We start from the raw sequence: 1,728 nt of genomic DNA, 5'->3' as shown, positions 1-1,728 counted from the left end.
AAGAGGCTGGGACAAAACCCACCTCTAAGACGAAAAAAACGGTGAAATTTTACGACAAGTAAAATTTCACCGTTTTGCTTATTTTTACAATAAAAAATAAGGACAACTTCTGATAAAATTAAGTTACCATACCAAATCTAATCAGAAAGAAGTGTCCTTATGTTTAAAGATTATACCATGAATCAAATCGTTTTGCCTCTAGATTTAGAAGTAAAGTTACAAAATAATGATATTGCCTTCCATGTCCATCATTTAGTGGAAAGTATTCCTCAAGAAGCGTTTGAACCATTTCTTCGAAACGAAGGTTGTCCTGCTTATCATCCACGCATGTTGCTTAAAATTATTCTATGTGCCTACACTCAATCTGTCTTTTCGGGGCGTAAAATGGAGGCCCTATTAAAAGACAGTATCCGTATGATGTGGTTAGCTCAAGGGTATGAACCAAGCTATCGTACAATTAACCGATTTCGCGTTCAACCAGAAGTAAAAGATTTAATTCGTCAATGTTTCATCCAATTTCGCTGCCAATTGATCGAAGAAAAACTGATCGATCAAGAAGCGATATTTATCGATGGCACAAAGATTGAAGCGAATGCGAATAAATTTACGTTTGTCTGGAAGAAAGCGATTGAGAAATTTCATCAGCGTTTAATTGATAAGTCAAACCAGTTGTACAATGAGTTGCTTGAGAACGAAATCATACCCCAAATGGAACGGGAAAGTGATGAACAGCTATCATTTGGAGAGCTCACTCAAATGGTTCAAAAAGTAGACGAAGTAGTGACCGAATATGATAAACAAATGGAAGAATCTTCAGACGTTACTGAACGAAAAGCCTTACGAAGTGAACGAAAATACCCGAAACAAGTGCGTAAACAGTTGATTGATTTTGTCTTGAGAAAACGGAAGTACCAACAGGATTTTAAAATCTTTGGACCACGTAATAGCTATTCTAAAACAGATCTAGATGCGACATTTATGCGAATGAAAGATGATTATATGAAAAACGGGCAATTGAAAGCTGGTTACAATGTACAAATCGCAACGGAAGGTCAATATGCGCTTGCTTATAGTTTATTTCCAAATCCCACAGATACACGTACGTTAATTCCATTTTTAGATGAGATAGAGCAACATTATTTCGAGTTACCGAAACATATTGTTGCAGATGCAGGTTATGGTAGTGAACAAAACTTTAGTGATATTCTCTCAAACAGAAACCGAGAAGCACTGATAACATATAACATGTTTTTGAAGGAACAAAAGAAAAAGTACAAACAAAATACATTTAATCCTGATAACTGGGAATATGATCAAGAAACCGATACATATATGTGCCCTAATCAGAAGCGTTTAGAATTTCAATATCATTCTGTCCGAACGGACGCTACAGGTTTCCAAAGGAGTTTCAAAATCTACGAGTGCGAAGACTGTTCAGGATGCCCATTCCGCTCATCATGTACCAAGGCAAAAGAAGGAAACAATCGAAAACTAATGGTGAACAAAAAATGGGAACAGCAAAAAGAATATGTGAGAGCGAAGCTTTCAGAAGAGAAAACGAGTGCCATCTATCGAAAACGCAAAACCGATGTGGAACCAGTTTTTGGATTCTTGAAGGCTAATTTGCGTTTCACTCGATTTTCTGTACGAGGAAAATCGAAGGTGGAAAACGAAATGGGCCTCGCGTTAATGGCAGTGAATTTAAGAAAATTCACTGCCATTAACTAA

Annotated in this window: 1 pseudogene; it reads left to right on the top strand. The window is 36.7% G+C overall.

Annotation, left to right across the window (positions count from 1 at the left end):
• Positions 1-159: 159 nt before the first annotated feature.
• Positions 160-1,719, top strand: a pseudogene (locus tag NiCM35_RS26555) (IS1182 family transposase); the annotation flags it as partial.
• Between the last annotated feature and the right edge of the window lie 9 nt (positions 1,720-1,728).

The sequence above is a fragment of the Niallia sp. M35 genome (genome assembly GCF_050971705.1).
GTDB classification, from domain to species: Bacteria; Bacillota; Bacilli; order Bacillales; family Cytobacillaceae; genus Niallia; species Niallia circulans_A.
The sequence above is the reverse complement of the archived record's forward strand: the minus strand, read 5'-3'. Positions and strand labels throughout refer to the sequence as shown.